This window comes from Aureimonas fodinaquatilis, assembly GCF_008369445.1.
Lineage (GTDB): Bacteria > Pseudomonadota > Alphaproteobacteria > Rhizobiales > Rhizobiaceae > Aureimonas > Aureimonas fodinaquatilis.
Map to the genome: position 1 here is coordinate 74,617 of NZ_VTWH01000001.1, position 22,805 is coordinate 97,421.

A 22,805-nucleotide genomic window follows, 5' to 3' on the forward strand; every position below is an offset into this window, starting at 1 on the left:
AAGATTCGGTTTTAAGGCAGGTTTATGAAACGTTTGCTCATCGTTGGCATGACCAACAGCCCGCATCTGCACCGCTGGTTGCGAATGATCGAGTCCCCGGATTTGTCGATCGTCGTCTTCCCGTCCATTGCCGATCTGGCCGTATCCAGCTCTGATTTTCAGAAGATCGGGCTTGATCGCGTTCGCAAAACCCTGCCCGCGGGCATTTTTGAGGTGCGCGGGCGCGATGGGCGCGACGAAAACAGCGTCGATGAAGATACCAAATGGCGCTATGTGCCCGTCAGCCACCATTTCATGGCATTGGACAGCCTGTCGAGCCCGCACCGCCTGATGCAATGTATCGAACAGTTTCAACCAGATATCATTCACAGCATGGAAACCCAGATGGCGGGCTATCTGGTGTTGGAAGCCTTGCGGCGAAAGCCGTATAAGGCGCCGTGGGTTCACTCCACCTGGGGGAGCGACATTTTTCTGTATGGGCGCATCAGGGAACACAAGCGCAGACTGCGTGAAACCTTCTCACAAATTGACATTCATCTGGCAGATTGCGCACGCGACAAGGAACTGGCGGCGGCTTACGGCTACACCGGGCCGGAAATGCCAATCATTCCCTCATCCGGCGGCATAGATGTGGATAAGGTTGCGGCGCTGGCAACCGTCCGGCCCTCACAGAGGCGGCGCATCCTGATCAAAGGCTATCACAACTGGGCCGGGCGCAATCTGCTGGCTCTATCGGCAGTTGTTCTGGCACAAGCAGAGTTGCGGGATTATGAAATTCTGGTTCTTGCTGCAGAGCCCGACATGCAGGAATGGGCCGGGATTATGGCCAATCGCACCAATCTGAACATCCGGGCGCTGGATCGACATATTCACCAGGAAACGGTGTTGCATGATCTGGCATCTTCGCGCGCCGTTATTTCGCTGGGAATTTCGGACGGACTGGCAACCACGGTTCTGGAAGCCATGGCCGTCGGGGCATTTCCAATCCAGAGCCGCGCCGGTTGTGCTGCGGACTGGTTTGGCGACGGCGAAGGTGGGCTGACGGTTGATGTCAACAACACACGCAATGTTGCCGATGCAATCATAAAAATGGCTAAGGACGATGCTCTGGTGGACCGAGCGGCGGAGAGAAACCTGAAAATCATCCGCGAAGGCTGGAATCGCATTCACAACGGTGATCTGGTCAGGCAAATATACGAAAAAACCATGGAAACAGCAGCGGCCAAATGAAAAAACCCAGTCCTGAACTGCCCGCACCACCAAGTGAGAATTGGGTTTACGACGATGCTATTGCTTATGAAAACGCAATGCTCGCGCATGCCGGACAGTATGGGAAAACGGCTGAGATATTGTCCAGTCTCAGCATGTCTGCGGCGAGGCGATGTGCGTATCGCACAAGTCTGGACTGGTTGAGTGAGGGGCTAGAGCTCTGGCCTGAAATTGACCATCCGGTAATGGGCGTTTCAGCTCGTGTCAGTTTGATTCAGACAGCGGTGCATTGCGGTGTGCACGAAAAGGCCAATGCGGTTCTCAAGGAACTGGCCGATCATCCGCACATCATTCAACCCGCCAGCGCAGATTCCTTTGCTTACTCATTTCGCGGAACTGGCCTGCAACCCGGCGCGAGGGAAATGTTAGCGCGGTGCCTGGAGGTGTTTGAGCCAAACTCTCCGTGGATTGAGGCGTTCAGGATACTGCATCAGGAATATGACAGCAGTTGTGAACTGGCCTCGGCGGTCAAGCTGATCTCGATTGGCAATGGTTGCTATGGCTGGTTGCAGGCAAACCGCTACATGCTCCGCTTTGCCGAACCGGATGACTGTCTGGTGCCGTTCAACATGTCGGTGTTTCCGCTGGCAGGTATGATTGCAGCCCTTTCCGATGGTCTGGCCGGCTTTGACGATGCTAGCCAGTATTCCACTGCTTCGGTTTACCGATCTGTTCCCATGGTTCGTCACAAGCGCTACACGGCTTTGTTCAATCATGAATGCGACACCTTCTTTCTTGAAGATGATGCCGCGCCCCTTCGCGCGTTCTATTCGCAGCGAGCCGCCAGTTTTCTGAAAAAGCAGTGCATTGGGCCTCGGGTTTATGTCTGCATTCAGTCCGATTTCGCCAATCTTGAAGACGTTGAGCAAGCGCTTGCCGGCCTGATGCAGGATGATGAATATTTGCTGCTTTTCATCAGCTATCAGTTTGGGGCGTGCCCGGATATGCCGGCCAAAAGACTTCCGACAACCCGTCTTGTTCATATTCCGCTTCCGGAAACGGGCTTTAACTGGAGTGTCAGCGACAGGACAGCAGCAGGTGTGCGTTATGACCTCGCCATGCGTGCGGCCATGCGTCATGCGATGTTGGAAGTGGCGGAACTGTGAGCCAGAACCGTTTCCTCCAGCGGCTGAATGACCGGTTCGAACATGAGCCGGAACGGCTGTTCGCCAGGTTCTGGCAGGGAGACGAGCGCCACGATCTGACCTATGGCGAACTTTCCCGGCGGGTTGGAGCTCACGCAAGGGCGTGGTCAGCGGCCGGAGTACAGGCAGGGGATATTGTCTTTATTATCCTGCCCCATGGGCCGGATCAAATGTCTGCCTTTCTTGCAGCCATGTGGATTGGCGCGGTGCCCAGCTTTCTGCCGGGACCGAATGTCCGGCAGGATGCGGATTTGTATTGGCGGGCGCATGAACGTGTTTTTGCCCGCACACAGGCATCAGCCTTGCTCACAGAGCCGGCGCTGGCTCATGAGATCGCGGCAAAAATCAGCGGCGGTTCTGGTCTGAGTGTTCTGACGCCTGTGCATGCGGATCTTTGGACAAAAGCGGCTGCACCGGTTGAAATTGCAGAAGACGCCCCTGCATTGTTGCAGCATTCATCCGGCACAACCGGCCTGAAAAAGGGCGTTGTGCTGACCTATCATGCAATTGTCGAACAACTCGAAGCTTACGGCCCCGCTGTCGGGCTTGATGAAAATTCACGCATCGCAAGCTGGTTGCCGCTTTACCATGATATGGGCCTGGTTGCCTGCTTTCTGCTTCCGCTTTACAGCGGAGCGCAGTTGGAATCCCTGGATGCCTTCGCCTGGGTTTCCCGACCTGTGCTTCTGCTGGAAGCAATTGAAACAGCGGGCGCAACGCATTGCTGGCTGCCCAATTTCGCCTTTGCTCACCTGGCGCGAGCGGTTTCGCCTGCGGCAAAACATGATCTTTCCAGCATGCGTTGCTGGATAGGCTGTTCGGAGCCGAACCGGCCAGAGACATTCGAAGCATTTATCGAACGTTTCGATGTGCCGCCAAACACTTTGAGCGCCAGTTACGCCATGGCGGAAACGGTTTTCGCGGTGAGCCAGTCGGGTGGGCAGGCAGCTCCGCTTCATTTGCAGATTGCAGTTGAGAACGGGCGGGCACTGCCTGCCACAGGGGTTGGCAGCATTCGGCTGATCAGCAATGGCCGGCTTTTGCCTGGTGTTGAAATTGCCATTCTGCAGAATGGGTTGCTGCATCGGGAGGAAGGTGTTGTTGGCGAGATTTGCGTCAGAACCCCTTTCGATTTCCACGGATATTTCGCAGCGGAAACACCAGTTGCGAAGGTCGATGGTCTCTTCCGCACGGGGGATTCGGGTTTCATTCAAAATGGCGAAGTCTTTGTTCTCGGTCGGCTCAAAGACCTGATTATTGTGAACGGGCGCAACTTCCATGCGACCGATATTGAAACCGCAATGCACGATGTTTCCGGGGTGAAGCCGGGGCGATGCGTGGCGCTGGGCGTGGACAATGCGCTAACAGGGTCTCAGCAGATTGTCATTGTTGCGGAATCTGAAGGTGCAGCAGGACCAGACGTGTCGTCCATCAACCGTGCACTTCTGGCCGCATTTGGCGTTCCTGCCGCAGCCGTTAAAATTGTGCCTCCCGGGTGGATATGCAAATCCACGGCGGGAAAGATCGCGCGGTCAGATAATCTTTCAAAATATCTGGCTGAGTTCGTCTGAAAAGATTGTACAGATCGCCTCAGGTGATCCAGCGGTCACCTGAAATGATCCCACTTTTTGTTTTGTCGCATTGTCCTGGCTTTGAACCGTTCCGTTTCAAAGGGGAATGCTCCAGCGGGTGATGATATGGACGACGAACAGTTTGAAAAACTGGTGAAAGTTATTCGCCGAACCTTTGCCCAGCCGCAATTGGAAATCAGCCGGCACACCACTGCGGCAGATGTTCCCGGCTGGGATTCGCTGAGCAATCTTTTTCTGATTATGGAAATTGAAGCCAGTTTTGGTGTTTCGCTCAGCGCGGATGAGTTGGCCCAATTGCCGGATATGGGCGCGCTCGGCGATTTTATAGGCAGCCGCGAGCCGCAATAAGCCCGCAACATCACAGTCAGTTTCAAAGATCAATCTTGATGAGCAGGTCATCAGGACGGCGCTTCGCGTGTGGCCAGAACACGCCTCGGATTGAATCTCAATTCTGCTCGATAATGATTTCGTAATGCAAAAACATAGAGTGGGATTTTACGGTCAAAACTTCAGCTAATATACTGAAAAATATCCCGAAAAATGACAATGATTTGGCGTTGACCGTGAAGGCACTGTCATTTCCGTGTTAAAATGATTTGGAAATCATTGACTGTCACGTCAGTCTTCAACTATAGGTTTGGCCTCAACCATGGATTTGGTATGTCAAAATCAGCGAACAGCGCCTCCGGCGGCCGGATAACAATGGACGAACTGGCTGCTCTGGCGGGGGTATCTCCCGCTACGGTTTCGCGTGTCTATTCGGCTCCAGATCGGGTGTCCGAGGCAACGCGATCCGCCGTGCTTTCCGTGGCGGAACGCCACGGTTTTCACCCCAATCGCCTGGCGGGCAGTTTGCGCAATTCCAAAACGCGAATTGTCGGCATCATTGTTCCATCGCTAACGACCAGCTTCTTTGCGCAGACCCTGCAGTCGCTTTCGCGCGCGCTGGAGGCAATGGACTACCGGCTGATGGTCTGTAGCCACGACTATGATCTGGACAGGGAAGAGCAGCTTCTGCAAACGCTGCTTGAATGGTCGCCTTCTGCCATTGTCACCACTGGAACGGCACACACACGTCGATCCTTGCGACTGATGCTGGATGCGCCATGTCCGATTGTCGAAATGTGGGATCTGGCGGATAATCCTGTCGATACAATCGTCGGTTTTTCCAACCGCGAGGTTGGGGTTGCCGTTGCACATCATCTGTGGCGCAGCGGTCGGCGCAATCTGGCGTTTGTCGGGCGTTCACTTGAGCGCGACCAGCGGGGTGCGGCTCGCTGCTCGGCTTTTGTCGATACAATCGAGCAACTGGGTGGCCAGCGCCCGCAGGTTATTGCCCTGCCTGATCAGTCCACATCAAGTGGAGGAGCAGAGGCGTTCGCCCGGCTGGCCATTCGTGGCGATATTGATGCAGTGGCGTTCTCCAACGACATTCTGGCCTTGGGTGGCCTTGCTGAAGCTCAGCGATTGGGAATCTCCGTGCCGCAGGACATTGCCGTCGTCGGCTATGGCGATCTTGAATTCGCCCCAAGCCTCAACCCTGCATTGACCACCGTTCGCTTGCCGCAAAAGCAGATCGGAGAGCAGGTTGCGGCGATTTTGGCGCAGCGTTTCGCCAACGGCTCTTCGGAAAACAATAAAATAGATCTGGGCTTTGAGCTTGTCATTCGCGCAAGCGGCTAAGCAGTGCTGGAGTTTTCGGTTGATGCATACAACACGAACAGGTGCAAAATACATTGCGGACTACTTCAAGCAACGCGAAGTTACGCATGTTTTTTTCATGGACGCCATCCTGCGCCGCGCCTTGATTGAAATGGAAGACGTTGGCATTACCCGTGTGCTTGCTCACAGCGAAGCTGCCGCTGCTTACATGGCAGATGGGTATGCACGTGTGTCCGGGCGTCCGGGCATCTGCATGGCTCAATCCGTTGGGGCGGCAAATCTTGCGGCGGGTTTGCAGGATGCGTATCTGCATCGAAGCCCGGTTCTGGCGATCACAGGGCGCAAGCCGCCCGGTTATCGCAATCGCCATGCCTATCAGGAAATCGACCACGCCCCGCTCTATCAGCCCGTTACCAAGTTTCATGCAGATGTTGAGGATCCGGCAGAACTTCGTCTGATGCTGGATCAGGCATTTCGCGCAATGACTTCCGGAGCACCTCGTCCGGCGCATCTGGACCTGACGGGCCTGCAAGGTGAACTGGTGGAGACGGCGGACATAAACGATACGCTTGATATCGATCCGCGCTACAACAAGGTCCCGGCCTTCCGCCCGCCTGCCAGCGCCGATGATATCCACCATATGGCTGAAATGTTTGCTGCAAGTTGCCGCCCCATGCTGGTGGCTGGTGCGGGAGCGATGCATTCGAAGGCGGCCCGTGCCATAGCAGAATTTGCCGAGCGCTATTCGATACCGGTCGCAACCTCTACAGGGGGGCACGGATGCCTGCCGACTGACCATCCACTGCATGTGGGCATTGTCGGCAACTATTCTTCGCCGCCGGCTAATTATCTGCTGGATCGCGCCGACCTTGTCATTTTCGTCGGCAGTGAAGTCAGTGACCAGACGACGATGGATTGGACAATTCCAGGTCTGGAAGTGCCCAAGATTCAGATCGACATTGATCCGGCCGAAGCCGGACGAAACTATCCAGCAATCTACGCAGTCGCTGCCGATCCTCGTGACACAATTGAAGCCTTGCAAAAGGCAATGGCCGATCAGCAGCGCTATACAAGCTGGGCAGACGAGGTGCGTTCTGCTGTCAGCCAGTGGCAGAAGGCGGCGGATGAACTGGCTGACTCGCAGGCGGTGCCAATTGGCGCGCAGGCACTGTGCAAGGCCGTAGGCGATGCATTGCCGGACAATGCGATATTGGTTGGTGACACCGGTTTTTCGGCAATCTGGAGTGGAAACGCCATTGCGCTGCGCGGTGCCGGGCAAACCTATCTTCGTGCAGCCGGCTCTCTGGGATGGGCTTTTCCCGCAGCCCTGGGTGCACAATGTGCCGCACCGGAACGTCCGGTGATCTGCTTCACGGGAGATGGAGCCTTATACTACCACATCGCCGAACTGGAGACGGCGAGGCGGCGCAATCTACCCGTTGTCGTTGTGGTCAACAACAATTCCGCTTTTGGTCAGGCTCTTGGCAATGTTCGCCGGTTGCTGGGTGAGCGGGATGGCAACATTGACGAGATGATCCGCTTCGGACCAACCAATTTTGCTGATGTTGCGCAAGCCTTCGGTGTTGATGCCATTCGCGTGGAGCGCCCGGGTGATCTTGCGAATGCGATAGGCAAGGCCATTGCCATGCGGCGTCCCGTGCTGGTCGACGCCGTGACGGACATGGAAAGCAAGGTTCCGGAACCTTGGCGGCGAACACGCTGAACACTTCATAAAAAAAAGGGAGAGAAAAAATGAGCACAAGACGCAATTTGTTGGCGACATTGGCCGCAGTGCTGATGGCGACAGGCTTGAGCGGCACAGCCACCGCGCAGGACTATCCCAGTCGGCCCATCACCCTTATCGTGCCTTACGGCGCGGGCGGCGGCACCGATTTGACCGCGCGTGTTCTGGCTGCGGCACTTGAGGGAGAAATGGGACGCCCGGTTGTTGTTGAAAACCGCGCTGGTGGAGGCGGAGCTGTCGGCCTTGGCCAGTTGTACAATGCCCGCCCGGATGGATACACTTTGGGGATTGGCACCGGCTCCAACACCACAATTGCGCCAAATGCCGTGGAAGTTGCCTATGATCCGGCGAAGTTCAGTTATATCGGCAATTACTTCAGCATTCCTTTCATGGTTATCGTCAATCCCGAACTGCCGGTGAACAATCTGGAGGAACTTGAAGCATACGGCAAAGCCAACCCTGGAGGTCTGATCATGTCGACCTCAGGCGGCTTTGGTATTCACGATGTGGGTATGGCCATGCTTGCGGAGAACGCCGGGCAGTTGGAATACCGCACACTGCCCAATGAAAGCGCCGCACAGACGACAACCCGAATGATTTCAGGTGATGCCAATATCACGTTCAGTTCCCCTGCAACCAACATGGAGCATGTGAAAGCAGGCACCTTGCGCGCGATTGCCATTATCTCGGACGTGTCCGTGCCTGAAATGGATTCGCTTGGGCTTGAGCGTGTTGACGACAAATACGGATTTGCGCTGGTGAACCGCACTGTGCTTCTGGCCCCGCCCGGCCTGCCAGAGGACATCCGCTCACAACTCGAGGCAGCCATGGCCAAGGTTATGGACGATCCGGCTCTGGTTCAGCGTGTGGCAGATCTGGGCTATGTGGCGCAGTTCAAGGATGGTGCAACCACGCAGGCAGAGACCGTTGAGACGCTTGCCTCCTATGGCGACATCATCAAGCGACTGCAAGCAAACCAGTAAGGCAGGCACGGGGTGCCGGACCTGCGGCGCTCCCATTCCTTTGACCGGAGGAAAAGAGGATGACCGACAAGCCGCGCCTGCGTGTTCCCCATCTGTATGCCTGCGTGCTTGTGGCCCTGCTGCTGGTCGGCGCGGTGCTCATTCAACAAGGGCTGAAGCTGCAATACTACAGTCGCCTGGGGCCCGGAGCCGGGTTTTTCCCAATCTGGATCGGTGGGCTGCTCGTGGTGCTTTGTGTCATTGGTCTCATCGTAAATTTCCGCGATCTGAGGGAAGGGCCGCCAGTCTATGCCTCTGACGCATCGCCATGGCGCATGGTGGCCATGCTGGCATCGCTGGGGCTGCTCTGGTGGTGCATTGAGCTTTTCGGCTTCCGGCTCTCTGTCTTTGCATACATGCTGATCGCGCCGCTGCTCATCACGCGGGTCTCTTTCCTTGCGATCATTCCCACAGCCGTGCTGGCCAGTTTCGGTGCGGCCTATGTTTTTGAAACGTGGCTTTATGTCAGGCTGCCGCCCGCCCAGATACCCGCGCTTGCTGCATTGGGCCTCTGACGTGCTGCCGCACCGCTGCTTTCATACGTCGGGGAGCAGAACCGTTTCACAGTTTTTCTGGAATTAGGCCGGAGCCGCTCTCATGATGGACCAAGTCGCTCAGTTTGGCATGGGGTTGCTGGCAGCCTTGCAGCCCGCCAACTTGCTCTACGCATTGCTTGGCTGCGTTATCGGCACTCTGGTGGGCGTTCTGCCCGGCGTTGGCCCCGTCGCAGGCATTGCAATTCTGCTGCCAATAACGTTCGGAATGGACCCCGGTGGCGCCCTCATCATGCTGGCAGCCATCTATTACGGCACGATGTATGGCGGCACCATCACCAGCGTGTTGATGAATGTGCCGGGTGAATCCGCCTCTGTCGTCACGGCGATTGATGGCTACCAGATGGCGCGCAAAGGCAAAGCGGGGCAGGCGCTGTCCATAGCGGCTCTGGCCTCATTCTTCGGCGGCTGCGTGGCCACTCTGGGCATTGTTTTTCTGGCCGGTCCTCTCAGCAAACTCGGTCTGTTGTTTGGCCCGCCAGAATTTTTTGCGCTCATTCTCGTCGGCTTCTCGCTGCTTGTCGGGCTGGCCGGAAATTCCGTGCTCAAGGCATTGTTAAGCGCGGTTTTTGGTCTGGCCCTGACCCTGCCGGGTCTTGACCCTATGGTCGGCATGCCCCGGCTGACGTTTGGACAGCTCAGCCTGATGGACGGTCTGGGATTTGTGCCCGTCCTGATGGGGCTTTTTGGAATTTCAGAAATTCTGTTGAACGTTGAGGCATCTCGCAAGACGTTGGTTCTTACGCCGATGACGTCGATGTGGCTCAGCAAGGAAGAGCTGCGCCGCTCCACCGCGCCGGTACTGCGCGGCACAGCATTGGGATTTTTGATCGGCCTGATTCCGGGCCTGGGTTCCGCAACATCGTCCTTTGCCGCCTATGCGCTGGAGCGCCGGGTTACGAAGCGACCTGAACTGTTTGGCAAAGGCGCGATTGAGGGCGTCGCTTCTCCGGAAGCGGCCAATAATGCCACTGCAAACGCGTCGCTGCTTCCTTTGCTGGCGCTGGGTATCCCGGGGTCTGCAAGCGTCGCCTTGCTGATGGGAGCATTTTTGATGAATGGCATCACGCCGGGACCATTCCTTCTGCGCGACCACGCAGAACTGGTCTGGACATTGGTCGCCAGCATGATTGTGGGCAATGTCATTCTGCTTGTTCTCAATCTCCCTCTTGTCGGGCTCTGGATCAAGGTTCTCGACATACCCTACGCGATCTTGTTCGGGCTGATCATCGTGTTTGCCACCATTGGCAGCTATGCCATCAACAACTCCATGGTTGATGTGGCGGTCATGTATCTTTTCGGAGCAATTGGCTATGCGTTGCGCAAAGTTGATATCCCATTGGCACCAATCGCACTGACCCTGGTGCTGGGACCGCAATTCGAGCAATCGCTTCGTCAGTCTCTGGTCCTGTCCAACGGAGATATCGCCATCTTTTTCCGCGGGCCGATTTCAATCACGCTGGTTGTGCTTGCCGTTGTCTCAATCGTCCTGTCCGCCATTCCGACCGGGCGCTCTGTCAAGACAATCAAGGAACAGGATTCGGAGGTTTAGCCATGCGCATTTCAAGCCACGAAATCGCTATATCGTTCAAGACCAGACTGCGCCGGCGTGAGCTGCTGCATGGTTTTTTCATCGGCCAGAACCTGCCAGCCGTGGTTGAGATGGTTGGCTACGCAGGGTTTGATTTCGTTATCATTGATCAGGAGCATGGCCCCGCCGACAAATCGTCTCTGGAATCCTTGCTTCGTGCTGCCGATGCTGCCGAAATTGCCGCGGTTGTCCGCGTGCCTTCGGCTGAGGTGCGTGACATTCTGCCTGCCCTGGATCTTGGCGCCTCATGCATTCTGGTGCCGCACATAACGAGTGCCGAACAAGCTCGGAACATTGTTAAGGCCGCGCACTATCCGCCTGTTGGTCAGCGCGGTGTCAGTTCGTTCACCAGAGCCGGGCGTTATGGCCTTATGCCGGCCGGCGGCCATGTTGCATCGGCGGCAGAACGCACATCGGTTATAGCGATGATTGAAGATGCCGAGGCCGTTGAACTGGCACAGGACATTGCATCGACTGACGGACTTGATGGAGTTTTCATCGGCCCGACCGACCTCGGCGCATCATTGGGCGTTGTCGGGCAGCGCGAACATCCCCTGCTTCTGGAAGCCATTGCCCACATCGTGTCTGCAACACCGGCCGGCGTTGGCCTTGCAACAACGGCTCAGACGGCGGCTGAAACACCAGGTCTGCGAGAGCGTGGTTTCAACATGATCTGCCATTCCATAACCACCGAGATGGCACGATCTCTGAAAGCCATAAAAGCCGAGACGCTGCTGCAGGAAGGGCGCAATCCTTAGGAGAGCAATTTCAGTAAATATGTCTCTCGACGGGTATGGTGTTTCTCAAACAAGTGTTTTATAGCGGCTTCATACCGGTCGCACATTGTGTATGCGCGGCGGTCATCACGCGGGTGTGGTGGAACTGGTAGACGCGCCGGACTCAAAATCCGGTTCCGCAAGGAGTGTCGGTTCGAGTCCGACCACCCGCACCACTTTTCCAAAATCATACATGAAGTGGCAGTCCCCCAGAGGGGAAATTGGGTTCGGGCCGTCATAAAAAACCCGGTTTGCGCGGTGTGAAATACGGCAAAGCGGTACCTGCGGGTATCATGGCAATGGCGTTAAAGAGCTTATTCACGCGACGGTCTGAAAAAAACAATGCGCGCTGACCCATCGCGGTGGAAGAAGAGCTTGGGCGGACATGCGGTTCGCACGCAAAGGCTTAAGAGCGCATCAGGTGGTCTTTCAATCTGATGCGCTCTAACGAGTTGTCATGCGTTGAAACGTAACCGCTTCAGCGGCAATTCCTCATGGCTGCGCAACATGCCAGGTGCCGTTATTGACTTCGTCTCCTGTAATGTCGCCCGGTTTGGTGTCTTTGACCCAGGTGTAGAGCGGTTGGCCCTTATAAGCCCACTGATGCGAGCCATCGTCCCGGGTCACAACAGTGTACGCGCCTGAAGCCTTGGCATTGGCAGCCGCCGCGAGGGGAGGCCAGTTGGCGGCACACTGGCCGTTGCAGGCCGATTTGCCGTCGCTGTCCTTGTCGAATGTATAAAGCGTCATTCCTTGCGCGTTTGTCAGGGTTGGACCTTTGGAGGTTTCGCCCATGCGCGCCGGTTCGGCTGCGAGAGCGACACCGGAAATGGAAAGCGCAAGCGTTGTTGCGATGAGTGCTCTGGTTATCATGATGTTTCTCCCTGTGAGGCAGTAATAACCAGAAAATAGGGTTCAGAAATGATTGTTCCCGCCCCGCGCCAAGAAATTTCAATCCCGGATACGCCAGCGCCCACTGCCGAGCGGAAAACCTCACCCGATTGGGTGATGAAGCCCAAACAGCGGCGTGATTGACTTGTCCGAAAATGGTGCGGGCATGGCAGGAATGAGTGTGGTTCGATTGTTTGGAGTGGCGTTGGCAGTTACGCTTTTGTCGGGCTGCGGCTTGTCCGGCGATGTGATCGCCGGTGGCATGGCGCAAGCCAGTGCCAACCTCGCACAGGCCAATCACAACCTTATGATGCAATATGGTTCGTGCCGGGAAGGCCTGATGATGACCGAGCGCGGCTGCGAAGTGCCGAGTTTGCGGTACAACAGCCGGGGCAGGGCCTATGTGGCAGATGGTTACGGCGGCTGGATTAGAGAGCCGGCTTATGACTAGACTGATGCTGACACATTGGCATTCGCGCTCATTGCCCACAAACCCCCGGATTACAAAGCCCATGCATTTTGTTCGCCTGTTTGGTCTGGTCATGATGTTGGTTGGAAGTTTGATTGCCCAGCCCGCGTTGGGCAATTCTGCCTATGCGGATATTTACCCGTTCGATCTTCTGCAACGCAGTCTTAAAACGCAGAGTCCTTCAGAACGGGCAATCTTGCGCGGTTATTTGGCAAACGAGCATGCCGACACCGCTGAGGGTCTGTTTTCCGCAGCCTGGCTGGCTGGGCACAATGGCGATATCGACACCAAGATAAGGCTTTATCAACAGGCTATTGAGGCGGACCCGGAGCTGACGGTCGCCTATATTAATCTGGCTTTGGAGCATGAGACTGCTGGGCGTTTTGATGTGGCACGCCAGCTTTATGATGAAGCACTTGCCAGCGCACCACTGGATGGCGATGTCATTCGCAACAGCTATTTCCTGCGCAAGAACAAGGACGATAATCCTGAAGATGCACACCGTTTCCTGAAGCAGTGGGAACAGGAAATCGGCACGCAGGAATATGTTTTTGATTTTGTTCGCGCGTTGGATGCCGAAGAGGATGGCCGGTTGCAGGAAGCTGGGGAGTTATACCGGCTTACCATAGAAAAAGACCCGCCTTTTGAAGTCTATCAACGCCTGATCAGGCTGCAATTGCGTCTGATGGCGGAAAACGAGCTTGAGCCAGGCATTCGTTATGCCGTCATCGACGATATTCTTTCGCCGTTGCAGGAAGCGGGCGATCCGGCTGCCTTTCAGTTTTCCGGTGAGATTCTGCGCGACGAATTTCATTCGCCGAAACTTGCTTTGAAGCAGTTTCAAAAAGCTTTCGAAAAGTATCCAACGGCGGAACTGGCAGAAACCATATTCGAGCAACTGGCAATGCGAAGCCCGGAAGAAAGCCAGGCTTTTTTAACGGAGGCTGCTGCGGAACTGCCGGGCAACTATGCCAATGAGCTGACACTTGCATGGTTGAACTATCATTTCCTGGCCAATCCTGATGTGTCGCGGAAGCATTCGCTAAAAGCGCTGGAGCTGGCGCCGCATGATTCAGGCCGGGTCAGCGCAATAACCGGCTACGGACTTTCGCTGGAAAAATACGGGCGGTTTGACGAGGCTTTGGCTTTTTATATCGAGCAGCAGCAAAGGCCGTATGCGGAAAGGTTTCAGCGCCAGCTTGGGCGCAGCGCAGTGGAAAACCGCATAGAGGCGCAGAAATTCGCAGAGGCGGCAGAACTGCTGAACAGACTGTCTGAAACCGGCGAAAGCGGGTCCGACTGGTTCAAATACACCCATGGTCTGGTTGAGCAGGCGCGGCAACTGGAAATGCAGCCGCAGCCTGGTAGTTCGGATGCGCTACAGCTCCCCGACACGGATGAGGCAATAGTGCGTTTTGCGTTTGGTTCGGCGCAGGTTCCGGCGCGCTCGCGGGCATTGCTGTCCAACGTGGCAAAGGTATTGGAAGCGAACGAGGATGCCGTTCTTTCAATCGAAGGTCACACGGACATGTCCGGCAACGGGCGGTTTAACTTCGAGCTTTCGCTGGACCGTGCCAAGGCTGTGCAGACCTATCTCAATACACATCACCAACTGCCATTGGATCGCTTGCAGATTTCCGGCCATGGCCCTGCCTTTCCCGAAGCTTCTAACCGCAATCGCGGCGGGCGAGCCGAAAACCGCCGGGTGGAGCTTCGGGTGATGCCAGCCAGTTCGCAAGCTGAACAACTGGCGGATATGGACGATGGGGCTTTTGCCAGTGATGGTCGTCGCGCGGTACTGGGGCAGAGCCCGCCGCAATTGTGGGACTTGCGAGCCAATACGAAACTGCATGATTTCTATCGGGGCCGTACGCATCGCTTTTCACCGGACAATGCCCTCGTCAGCTCAATTTCTGAATATGTTGAAGAGGGCGGGCAGACGACCAATGCGCTGTATATTTACGATACCGAAAGCGGCGTATCCGTTGGGCAGATTCACGAGCCGGTGGTCATTGATGCAATTGCATGGCGGCCAGACAGTCAGGCTATAGCCTATGTCACGGAAGACGGGTTCCTGAAGCTGTATGACGTGCAGCAGAAACAGTTTCTGGCTGTCACACGCATGGGCGCGGTGCGCATTGGCGGCCCGTTAAACTGGCTGCCGGATGGCAGCGCCATTATTGGCGGTCAGCACCGCATGACCAGCCTGAAGGTTTTTGATGGGGTAACCCTGGCAGAGTTGAGAGAGTTGGAAGGTGTGAATTGGCCGCACGCAATCGGTATCAGCCCGGATGGCCGGTACGTTCTGGCGTTCGATAATAAAATGCAGATGAGCGTTTGGGATGTTCGCAACTGGCAGGGCCCGCGTCAGGTTGAAACCCCGATGATACCTCAGCAACTCGCGTTCCACCCCACAAGGCCATGGGTTGTTCTCAACGCCAGATTTGAAGCCAGCGACACGACGCTGGCGGTGATGGACTATGCGGCGATGGTGCCGATAAGTCAGTGGCAGGACGAAGGCACATTTCAGATTGGCCTGATGCCGGGGAACGAAACCTTGTTGGCCGGAAAAGGTGACAGGCTTCTTGCCTTCAGAGCGCCGTCGCTTCGCCTGTCGGGTGAGGTTTTGCCTACAACACGACCCTGAATTGTGAAAGAGGTGAGCACAATGGGACAGACAGCCCACAAACTGAACCGTCGCGCTGCCCTGTTTGGCGGATTCTCAGTGTTTGCATTTCAGCCGGTGACGGCCAAAGCGGCGGCAGAATGCAAGGCCATCACCGAAAGAGGTGACTGGTCGGTTACCAACCAGATTCATGGCATTGCCGGCGAAGTTCCATTGAACCCCGACGACAAGCTCGATCTGATACAGCATATTTTTTACGAGGATTCGCAAGCTGCTGCCGAAACGGTCACCTTAAAGCCCTATCTCAGCTTCACATTGTCTATCGGCTTGGACAAAGACGCCAAGGTTACCAGGTCGACCATAGAGGTGGGCGGCAGCGGCTATGCGCAGCCGATCAACAGTTTCAATGTTTTGGGCGGCAATAATCCAGACAATCCGCAATACTGGCCCAACTGGCAGCAACGGGGCGGCCCTATCATTGCTTCAACCCCAATGAATGAAGGCGACCGCGTTTATATTGGCTTTGCCGGCGCGAGTGGCGAGCCCATTGTATTGGGTGGCATACTGAAGATTGAGAAGCGCAACACGATGGGATCTCCTGTCGCCTTCTACAATACCACCACCGAGTTTACGCCAATCGAAGCTGACACGGCCTCGAGATTAATGCGGCTTTTGCGTGGTAGCAGCACAGTACAAGTGGAAACCGGCGTGGTCAGAGCATCTGGTTCGGCCATCCCACTTTACCAGCGAGCGCTTGATACAAGCGACTTTGATACGCTCTACTCCCAAGGCATTCAGGACCTGCGTGCTATGGAGGCGCGCACTGACCCCAATGACTGCCTGTCAGAAGGATGTTTTCTGACAACTGCGTGCTGCGCGGTCATGGGGCGCCCGGATGATTGTTTCGAACTGGCCACGCTTCGCAAATTCCGCGATGGCTGGCTGAGCGCACAAAGCGGCGGTCCCGCGGCCATTGCGCAATATTACCGGATTGCACCGCAGATCAGTCAGGCTCTTGCCGACAGCTTCGAAGGGCGGGCGCGATTGCGCGTCCTATACTTCGCAACCATTTTGCCATGTGTGGCCGCAGCGCGCCTGGGGCTGAATCGGCTTGCCTATAAGCTCTATCAGCGCATGCTGCGCCGCCTGATTACGTAGACGCTTCCCGCGCAAGCAGTTCGCGCTTGCGCTCCACCCCCCAGCGATAGCCTGACAAACTGCCATCACTGCGCACAACGCGGTGGCAGGGAATTGCCACGGCAATGGCATTGGCGGCGCAGGCGCCTGCCACTGCCCGGGTGGATTTGGGCAGGCCCATGCGCGCTGCAATTTGTGCGTAGCTGGCGGTTTCCCCGGCTGGGATTGCTTGCAGAGCTTGCCAGACCCGCTGTTGGAACGCGGTTCCGCGAATATCCAACGGTAAATCCAGCCCGATCCCTGGTGCTTCAACAAAGCCAATGACCTGTGCAACCAGCTTCTCAAAATCCTCATCGCCGCCGGTCAGACGCGCATTTGGAAACCGCCTCTCCAGGTCATGCACCAGCTGCTCTGGATCATCGCCAAGCGTTATGGTGCAAATGCCTACACTGCTGCGGCCGACAAGAATGGATCCAAGCGAACACTGGCCCACAGCAAAATGGATGTCAGTGTTTTCTCCGCCGTTTTTGAAAGCCTTGGGCTGCATGCCGAGCATCTTGTCTGCCTTTTCGTAGAACCGACTGCTGGAATTGTATCCGGCAGCATAAATTGCAGTGGTGACGCTGCTATCTCCATCGGCCAGCTCTGCGCGGATACGCCTGGCACGGCAAGCCGTGACATAGGTTTTGGGTGTCATGCCGGTTGCGGCTTTGAAAAGGCGGTGAAAATAAGCCGGGCTGAAACCGGAAGCTTGTGCCAGCGCTGCAAGATCGGATGCCTCCAGTTCAGTCTCGATCTGGCGGCAGGCCCGTTCAATGATGGCGCTTCTTTCGCTCCTGGCTGAAACAGCGTCTGGCGCACAACGCTGGCATGGCCTGAAGCCCGCTTTTCTTGCCTGCGCACCGTCTGCAAAAAACACCAGATTGCTGCGGTTGGCTGTGCGTGAGGGGCAGGAAGGGCGGCAGTAAATACCAGTGGTTCTGACCGCATAAATGAATTGGCCATCCGCTGAACTGTCGCGTTTCTCAACAGCGAGAAAACGCCGCTCCTGCTCCTGATCTATGCTGCTTTGAATGGTCATCGGCCTTTTCCTGTCCCGTACAGCCTTTTCATAACGCTGGGAAAGGAGCAACTCATCCCGTTTCGTGCACTCATTTTCAAAAATAACAGGCGGTGGAACACTCTCCCCTCTTCTGTCATTTCAATGCTTTAAGGCAAGAGGAGAGCGCCATGCCACGCGGCGACAAAAGCGCTTATACTGACAAGCAGCAGCGCAAGGCCGACCATATAGCAGAGGCATATGAAGAAAAGGGCATTTCGGAGAAAGAGGCAGAACGCCGCGCCTGGGCCACGGTCAACAAGGATTCGGGAGGCGGCAACAAGTCCGGTTCAGGCCGGGGAAAGCCTGATACGCATAAGGCGGCCGGCAAGTAGCTATGGGCGAAAGCCGACAGTCTCAACCTTCTGCCGGCTTGATTTCATAACGCAGTCCCCCGGCCTCGTATGTGACCTGAGCGGAACCACCAAATGCCGACGCAACGTGGCGCTGGATCAGTCTGGAGCCGAAACCGGCCTTGATTGGCTGGGTCACCAGCGGCCCGCCTGTTTCCTGCCAGTGCAGGTAAAAGCCGTTATCTCCCGGAATTTCCTTGTTCCAGCGAATGCTGATGGTTCCGGTGTCGTTGGAAAGCGAGCCGTATTTGATGGCATTGGTGATCAACTCGTTCAATGCCAGGGACAGGGCAAGAGCCTGCGGCTCCAGAAGATGCAGGTTTGGCCCTTCGGTGTTGATGCGACCTTCGGCGATTGCATGCGGGGCGACAGCACTGGCTATGATGCTGTGCACATCGGCTTCTGTGGCGTGGCCGGTTTTCAGCATATCCTGAACGCTGGCCAAGGCCTGCAGCCTCTGGCTGAACGCCGTTTCCAGTTCCTGCGGAGTGCCGCCCGAACGCAATGTCTGCGAGGCGATGGAGCCGACAAGGGTCAGCATGTTTCTCATGCGGTGGGTCAATTCGCGGTTCAGGATTTCTGCACGTTGCTGTGCCTGAACCGCCAGAGTGGTTTCCACCACCGTGTCCATCATGCCCAGAATCTCGCCTTCAGCGCTGATAACCGGGCTATAGGAAAAGGTGAAGTAAGCCTGCTCGGATGACCCGTTTCGATTAATGGTCAGCGGGAAATTTTCAATGAATGTCGACTGACCATTCATTGCTTTCACGGCTATTGGCTCAATCGTTTCCCAAGCCTCCGACCACACCTCGCTGAACGGTCGACCAATGGCCAAAGGCTTGTCACCCAGAATAACGCGGAATGCGTCATTGTGAAATGTCAGCAGATCCTTTCCCCAAACCAAGGCTTTGGGAAAGGATGAGCACAGCATCAGCGCCAGCGTGGTTTTCAGAACTTCGGGCCAGTCTTTGATGTCGCCAACTCTGGTGGAGGCCCAGTCCATCTGACTTATGATTTTTGCGGAATCGCCGCCGCATGCAAGAAAAGGGTGATGAGTTGTCATCGTAAGCGGCCGAATGCCTCCAAAAGAATCTTCAGCGCCATTTCCAAACAATGATCCGGCTGCTTTGTCATCACTCTAGAGCATCTGTCAGGCAGTAGCTATTGCTGAGTGGCGCGCGCTGCAACTATAAATAACTGCGCGTCATTGCGCATCTGCCTTTGGTTCCGGGAGTTATCATGAAACATGTGCATCTTGTCGTTCTTGGCGGAACAATCACCATGGCGCCGGGAGCGCAAGGTGGAATTGTACCGACCCTGACAGGCGACGATATATTGCGGCAGGTGCCTGAACTGGCTGATATTGCGCAAATTTCGGTCGAAACTCCCTTCCTTAAACCCGGCGCAGCCCTGACTTTTCAGGATATTGCCACCGTGGTCGACAGGATTCGCGAAGCGGAAAAAAATGGCGCGCATGGTGTGATCGTGGTTCAGGGAACCGACACCATAGATGAAACCAGCTTTCTGCTGGACCTTTTATATGACGGTGCAGCCACTGTTGTGGTTGCGGGGGCAATGCGCGGTGCCAAGGCTTGTGGCGCAGATGGACCGGCCAATCTTCTGGCATCGGTTATTGTGGCTGCCGATGAAGCGGCTTCGGGACTGGGTACATTGGTTGTGTTGAATGATGAGGTTCATTCGGCGCGGCTGGTGGAAAAAGGCCATACCGCTCTCACATCAGCATTTGTTTCTGTCAATTCCGGGCCTGTGGGACTGGTGGTGGAAAACCGTTTCCGGTTGATAGCACGGCCCGTGCGTTCGCAAATTCGCAATTTCGACAATGCCGCGACCGCGCCAGTGCTCATCGTCAAGCTTGGCCTGGACAGCGAGGATTTCGTTATCCGGGCGGCTGATTCACTTGGTTACAAAGGGGCTGTGATTGAAGGCTCCGGCGCCGGGCATGTGCCAACCCAGATTGCAGAAGCGGTGAAGAATCTTGCAAAAACCATGCCGGTGGTGCTGGCAACGCGTGTGCCAGGTGGGCCGGTTTTCCGCAACACATATGCATTTGTCGGGTCGGAAATTGACCTTTTGGCCAATGGGGTGATCTGCGCCGAATGGTTGTCTCCTCACAAAGCGCGTCTGGTCTTGGCGCTTTGCCTTGGGGCGGGACTCGAAGCGGCGCAGATTGATGCGGTCTTTCGCCAGTTTGGACCGGCAGGCTAGGCTGCCTTGCGGGCTTTTGCTCGTTGATTGGCAGATGTGTCTGCCAATTTGGTCAAGCTAGCATCCGTCTTGGTCTCTTCGGCAAGCGTTGCATCAAACAGGGCGGCTGCTTCCGCCATGCCTAGCTCTTCCGCCCAACGCTTCAATGTACCGTAGCGGGTCATTTCATAATGTTCCACTGCCTGCGCTGATGAGATGAGGCCTGCATCCAGCGCGACTGAATCCTTGAATTCCTCCATGATGTCCTCACCCTCGGAGAGAATCCCTTCAATCGCGTCACAGGTTTTGCCACGCGCGGGTTTGCTCATCAGTTCAAACACCTGTTGCAGTCTTTCAATATGGCCTTCTGTTTCGTCCTTATGCTTGCCAAATGCCTGCTTCAGCTCATCGGAATGCGCTGCTCTTTGCATTTTTGGCAGAGCTTTGAGAATTTTGCGTTCAGCGTAATAGATGTCCTTCAGTGTGTCGTGAAAAAGGTCTTCGAGATGCTTTTCCTTAGCCATCTTGTGTCTCCTGTCGAGAACTGGCACTCGGCCATGGGGGATAGACACCTGAAATGACCCTTGCTGTATTTCGTTCCGTCATGAATTTTTGTCGAAAGCACCGGTAGAGCGAGATTTCGCCATGTTTCAGAGTGAATTGATCGCAGACAATTTGATTCGATATTTCCGGAGGTTGCATGGTTGAGGCGGTTACAGCGCGTCCGTCAGGACGAAGGCCAGCTGGTTGGCTGATGGCTGTTTCACTGGGCATGGGTGCGACGATAGGCAGCGCCCTGCTGTTTCAGCATGTGGGCGGATACATGCCGTGTGCCCTGTGTCTGGAACAGCGGACTGCTTATTATATCGGCCTGCCTGTGGGTCTGATTGCAATTGGCGCTGTGCTGGCGGGCGCGCCTGCATGGCTTGGTCGCATTGCGCTGTTGATCATTGGCCTGCTGATGCTGTGGACCATGGCTATCGGCGTGTATCACGCGGGAGTGGAATGGAACTTCTGGGCCGGCCCTGCCGACTGCGCTGCGGGTGCAACGGCCAATTTTTCAGGTGATTTGCTGTCGGCCCTGGACGCAGTTGTGCCGCCGTCTTGCACCGAGGCGGCGTTGCGGGTTGGCGGCATTTCCATGGCCGGGTGGAACGTGATTGCTGCAGCCATTCTTGCGGCACTGGCGTTATACGGGGCTTACCCTGCTTCCAGTTCTGTGTCCCAGTACAGATAGTCCAGCCAGCTCTCATGCAGGTGGTTGGGTGGGAAAAGCCGGCCATTGTTGTGCAGATCGTAAACAGTGGGTTGAAACGGCGCCTGCGCCGGAAACATGCCCGCTGCGGCCGGCATCAATCCGCCTTTGCGCAAATTGCAGGGCGAACAGGCCGCAACAACGTTTTCCCATGTTGTCAGGCCTCCGCGGGAGCGCGGAATGACATGGTCGAATGTCAGGTCATGAGGCGATCCACAATACTGGCACTGGAAGCGATCGCGCAGAAACACATTAAACCGGGTGAAGGCGGGGTGCCTTGCCGGTTTGATATAGGTTTTCAGACAGACGACGGATGGAAGGCGCATTGAAAAAGACGGTGAGTGCACCGCCACGTCATATTCTGCCAGAATTGTTACACGGTCGAGAAACACTGCCTTGATCGTGTCCTGCCACGACCAGAGTGACAATGGATAATAACTAAGCGGCCTGAAATCTGCGTTCAACACGAGCGCAGGAGTTAGGCTGGAATGCACCGCGATCGTCAAGGATCGTCTCCTTTACCGAAGTCGCATCTCGCAAAATCGATCTTCATTCTGCGATGATGGTATGCTCATGCCGAAGAATTCGCTTGCTACTATCGTGACTTAACATGTCGTCTTTGTGAAGCCACGCCTTGTGGGGGATTGCGATCTTTGTGGCCGTTATCAACCGCAGATTTATTCTGCTGTGTGTCCGGGCGTTGCATCGACCGTTGGGGCAGCGTCTCTTTTGGTAATCGCGGCGTAATAGGCCCAGAACAGACGTGCGGCGACAGAACGGTGCGGCGCCCACAATTGCGCAGTCTGCCGCAAAACTTTGTCGACCGGACGCTGCGGCAGTTCGAGCGCATGTGCCACTGCGACCTGCAAAGCCAAATCACCGGCTGGAAAAATGTCGTCATGCCCCAGTGAAAACAGGCAGTAGCATTCCGCTGTCCACACGCCGATGCCGTGAACAGACGTCAACTCGGCAATGGCTTCCGCAGCCTGCGCCGTTGCAACACGCTGGAAATCCAACGCGCCGGAATCCACCGCGCTTGCAATGGCAAGCATGGTGCGCTGCTTGCCCCGCGACAAGCCAGCCATGCGGAACACCTCATCCGGGGTGCCTAGAATAGCCTGGGCATTGTTCAGATCCACAGCCTGTGAAAAGCGCCCAAAGATTGCATCTGCGCTGGCTTTGGACACCTGCTGCGCAATGATGGTGGATGCCAGACCCGGCAGGCCGCCATCGTTTCTGCGCAGTGGAAGTGGCCCGGCCATGTGAATGACAGCCCGCAGGCGCGGGTCGGCATCTGCAAGCGAGTTCAATCCTGTTTCAATGTCGCTCAGACTGGAAATCATTGGGGGTTGCTTTGTTTGCCTGTTTCGAAGTTACAGATATAGGCAGCTTTGCATTCAACAAGGACGTTGAAC

At 55.9% G+C, this 22,805-nt stretch carries 21 protein-coding genes, 1 tRNA gene and 1 pseudogene; 17 read left to right on the forward strand and 6 right to left on the reverse strand.

Features of this window, described 5'->3' with window-relative positions; translation table 11 throughout:
* Positions 1 to 24 precede the first annotated feature (24 nt).
* The 11 genes from FPY71_RS00400 to FPY71_RS00450 all read left to right on the forward strand — a co-directional run bounded on the left by FPY71_RS00400 (position 25) and on the right by FPY71_RS00450 (position 11,531).
* Entirely contained in the window at positions 25 to 1,230 is a 1,206-nt protein-coding gene (locus tag FPY71_RS00400; RefSeq protein WP_149296543.1) for a glycosyltransferase family 4 protein, read from the forward strand.
* Positions 1,227 to 2,375: a hypothetical protein gene (locus FPY71_RS00405; protein ID WP_149296545.1), complete on the forward strand. Its 1,149-nt coding sequence runs from the start codon at positions 1,227 to 1,229 to the stop codon at positions 2,373 to 2,375. The genes FPY71_RS00400 and FPY71_RS00405 overlap by 4 nt, the downstream gene beginning before the upstream one ends.
* A complete protein-coding gene (locus tag FPY71_RS00410) occupies positions 2,372 to 3,985 on the forward strand; it encodes an AMP-binding protein (protein WP_149296546.1) in 1,614 nt (537 codons plus the stop codon). Before FPY71_RS00405 ends, FPY71_RS00410 begins: the two co-directional genes overlap by 4 nt.
* Before the next feature lie 126 nt (positions 3,986 to 4,111).
* Complete coding sequence (locus FPY71_RS00415) at positions 4,112 to 4,354, forward strand: acyl carrier protein (RefSeq protein WP_149296548.1); 243 nt, start codon at positions 4,112 to 4,114, stop codon at positions 4,352 to 4,354.
* Between the two features lie 312 nt (positions 4,355 to 4,666).
* Complete coding sequence (locus FPY71_RS00420; RefSeq protein WP_188052156.1) at positions 4,667 to 5,689, forward strand: LacI family DNA-binding transcriptional regulator; 1,023 nt, start codon at positions 4,667 to 4,669, stop codon at positions 5,687 to 5,689.
* A gap of 22 nt (positions 5,690 to 5,711) precedes the next feature.
* A complete protein-coding gene (locus tag FPY71_RS00425; protein WP_149296552.1) occupies positions 5,712 to 7,391 on the forward strand; it encodes a thiamine pyrophosphate-binding protein in 1,680 nt (559 codons plus the stop codon).
* Positions 7,392 to 7,420: 29 nt separating this feature from the next.
* Entirely contained in the window at positions 7,421 to 8,395 is a 975-nt protein-coding gene (locus FPY71_RS00430; protein WP_149296554.1) for a Bug family tripartite tricarboxylate transporter substrate binding protein, read from the forward strand.
* Positions 8,396 to 8,454: 59 nt separating this feature from the next.
* The gene (locus FPY71_RS00435) at positions 8,455 to 8,949 is read left to right on the forward strand and encodes a tripartite tricarboxylate transporter TctB family protein (protein WP_149296556.1); all 495 of its coding nucleotides are present in this window, start codon (positions 8,455 to 8,457) and stop codon (positions 8,947 to 8,949) included.
* Positions 8,950 to 9,031: 82 nt separating this feature from the next.
* Positions 9,032 to 10,540: a tripartite tricarboxylate transporter permease gene (locus tag FPY71_RS00440; RefSeq protein WP_342791212.1), complete on the forward strand. Its 1,509-nt coding sequence runs from the start codon at positions 9,032 to 9,034 to the stop codon at positions 10,538 to 10,540.
* Positions 10,541 to 10,542: 2 nt separating this feature from the next.
* Positions 10,543 to 11,337: an HpcH/HpaI aldolase family protein gene (locus FPY71_RS00445; RefSeq protein ID WP_149296558.1), complete on the forward strand. Its 795-nt coding sequence runs from the start codon at positions 10,543 to 10,545 to the stop codon at positions 11,335 to 11,337.
* Positions 11,338 to 11,446: 109 nt separating this feature from the next.
* A tRNA-Leu gene (locus FPY71_RS00450) sits at positions 11,447 to 11,531 on the forward strand.
* A 316-nt stretch (positions 11,532 to 11,847) separates the two neighbouring features.
* On the opposite strand, the gene FPY71_RS00455 is transcribed toward FPY71_RS00450, so the two are convergent.
* Positions 11,848 to 12,228: a COG4315 family predicted lipoprotein gene (locus FPY71_RS00455; protein ID WP_149296560.1), complete on the reverse strand. Its 381-nt coding sequence runs from the start codon at positions 12,226 to 12,228 to the stop codon at positions 11,848 to 11,850.
* A gap of 154 nt (positions 12,229 to 12,382) precedes the next feature.
* On the opposite strand from FPY71_RS00455, the gene FPY71_RS00460 reads away from it, so the two are divergent.
* The 3 genes from FPY71_RS00460 to FPY71_RS00470 all read left to right on the forward strand — a co-directional run bounded on the left by FPY71_RS00460 (position 12,383) and on the right by FPY71_RS00470 (position 16,499).
* Entirely contained in the window at positions 12,383 to 12,697 is a 315-nt protein-coding gene (locus FPY71_RS00460) for a hypothetical protein (RefSeq protein ID WP_188052157.1), read from the forward strand.
* Between the two features lie 61 nt (positions 12,698 to 12,758).
* The gene (locus FPY71_RS00465; RefSeq protein WP_188052158.1) at positions 12,759 to 15,362 is read left to right on the forward strand and encodes an OmpA family protein; all 2,604 of its coding nucleotides are present in this window, start codon (positions 12,759 to 12,761) and stop codon (positions 15,360 to 15,362) included.
* A gap of 21 nt (positions 15,363 to 15,383) precedes the next feature.
* Complete coding sequence (locus FPY71_RS00470) at positions 15,384 to 16,499, forward strand: CFI-box-CTERM domain-containing protein (protein WP_149296566.1); 1,116 nt, start codon at positions 15,384 to 15,386, stop codon at positions 16,497 to 16,499.
* Here the strand turns inward: FPY71_RS00470 and ada are convergent.
* Positions 16,492 to 17,559 (reverse strand): bifunctional DNA-binding transcriptional regulator/O6-methylguanine-DNA methyltransferase Ada, encoded by a 1,068-nt coding sequence (gene ada, locus FPY71_RS00475; protein WP_149296568.1) that lies wholly within the window; start codon positions 17,557 to 17,559, stop codon positions 16,492 to 16,494. The genes FPY71_RS00470 and ada overlap by 8 nt on opposite strands.
* Before the next feature lie 149 nt (positions 17,560 to 17,708).
* On the opposite strand from ada, the pseudogene FPY71_RS00480 reads away from it, so the two are divergent.
* Positions 17,709 to 17,909, forward strand: a pseudogene (locus FPY71_RS00480) (plasmid stabilization protein); the annotation flags it as partial.
* A 25-nt stretch (positions 17,910 to 17,934) separates the two neighbouring features.
* Here the strand turns inward: FPY71_RS00480 and FPY71_RS00485 are convergent.
* Positions 17,935 to 18,933: a sensor histidine kinase gene (locus FPY71_RS00485; RefSeq protein ID WP_246160073.1), complete on the reverse strand. Its 999-nt coding sequence runs from the start codon at positions 18,931 to 18,933 to the stop codon at positions 17,935 to 17,937.
* Positions 18,934 to 19,169: 236 nt separating this feature from the next.
* Here FPY71_RS00485 and FPY71_RS00490 point away from each other — a divergent pair, with 236 nt between their 5' ends.
* Positions 19,170 to 20,156, forward strand: coding sequence for an asparaginase (locus tag FPY71_RS00490; protein WP_149296570.1), 987 nt, complete (start codon positions 19,170 to 19,172; stop codon positions 20,154 to 20,156).
* On the opposite strand, the gene FPY71_RS00495 is transcribed toward FPY71_RS00490, so the two are convergent.
* Complete coding sequence (locus tag FPY71_RS00495; RefSeq protein WP_149296571.1) at positions 20,153 to 20,659, reverse strand: YciE/YciF ferroxidase family protein; 507 nt, start codon at positions 20,657 to 20,659, stop codon at positions 20,153 to 20,155. The genes FPY71_RS00490 and FPY71_RS00495 overlap by 4 nt on opposite strands.
* Positions 20,660 to 20,835: 176 nt before the next feature.
* On the opposite strand from FPY71_RS00495, the gene FPY71_RS00500 reads away from it, so the two are divergent.
* The gene (locus FPY71_RS00500; protein ID WP_188052159.1) at positions 20,836 to 21,372 is read left to right on the forward strand and encodes a disulfide bond formation protein B; all 537 of its coding nucleotides are present in this window, start codon (positions 20,836 to 20,838) and stop codon (positions 21,370 to 21,372) included.
* Here FPY71_RS00500 and FPY71_RS00505 read toward each other — a convergent pair.
* On the reverse strand, positions 21,336 to 21,896 hold the full coding sequence (locus FPY71_RS00505) for an HNH endonuclease (protein ID WP_149296573.1): 561 nt from the start codon (positions 21,894 to 21,896) through the stop codon (positions 21,336 to 21,338). The genes FPY71_RS00500 and FPY71_RS00505 overlap by 37 nt on opposite strands.
* Before the next feature lie 171 nt (positions 21,897 to 22,067).
* Complete coding sequence (locus tag FPY71_RS00510; protein WP_149296574.1) at positions 22,068 to 22,733, reverse strand: DNA-3-methyladenine glycosylase family protein; 666 nt, start codon at positions 22,731 to 22,733, stop codon at positions 22,068 to 22,070.
* Positions 22,734 to 22,805 lie beyond the last annotated feature (72 nt).